The 916-nt window shown below is 68.0% G+C and carries 1 protein-coding gene; it reads left to right on the top strand.

Annotated features, from left to right (window positions below):
* Nucleotides 1-916, top strand: a 916-nt coding sequence (locus CAY82_RS27340) for a hypothetical protein (protein WP_218190847.1), incomplete at both ends; no start/stop codon positions are given.

Genomic DNA, 916 nt, shown 5'->3' on the forward strand with positions numbered 1-916 from the left:
AGGCTGGGCCGGATTCCTCCTCGTCGACCACCCCTCAATCAGCGAGGCCTATTTCGTCCACAGCGCTGTCCCCTTCAGCCTGGCCGCAGCAGGCTGGCTCGCCGCAACAATCGCCAGGTCGTACGCCGCCGCGCGCCCGGCATTGCGCGCCGGTCGCGCAAGCGAGGTTGAGGACGGCCCTGCCTCCACCCCCAACCGCGCGGTTTTGGCGGGGGTTGGCGTCGCGGCCGTGGTGCTTGGTGCGCTCTTTGCCTTCGTTCTGCTGACCACCGACGCGTTGCCCAGCGGTTCGCAACTGCGGCGGATTGCGTTGGTTGCGCGGCCTCTGCTTGTGGTCGTCGGCGTAGCTGCGGTGCTCATGCTTGTCTGGTTGTTGTTGGTGAAGCGAGTACCACGCTTGGCCGGTCTCGGTGGGCTGCTGGTTCTGCTGACCTTGCTGGTCGTGCCGTCGGCGAAGAGCTTCGAGCAGAACCTGCACCTCAACGGCGGCAAGCAGGCGAAGACCTTCACCTCCGCCACCTGGTGGGTCTATCCCGACGAGGAAGCCGCCGCGCTCTGGCTCGCGAAGAACTCCGAGCCGACTGACGTCGTCGTCAGCAACACCTGGTGCCGGCCGGCCGGCAAACAAGGCCCGGGCTGCGACGCCCGCGGCTACATCGTCAGCGGTATCGCCGGCCGCCGGACCTTCCTCGAAGGCTGGGGCTACACCTCGCAGGCAATGATCAACCACGGCGTCGGCGGCCTGCGCTACAACCAGCAGCCGTCGCCCTGGCCGGACCGCGTCGAGCTGACCAACCAGGCGATCTACGAGCCGACTCCCGAAGTGCTGCGGGTGCTGCGCGACCAGTACCACGTGCGCTGGGTGTACGCCGATCTGTTCGGCGGGCCGGTGTTGCCGGCCGGGGACAAGCTCGCC

It is taken from the genome of Pseudomonas sp. SID14000 (assembly GCF_002165135.1).
Taxonomy (GTDB): Bacteria; Pseudomonadota; Gammaproteobacteria; order Pseudomonadales; family Pseudomonadaceae; genus Aquipseudomonas.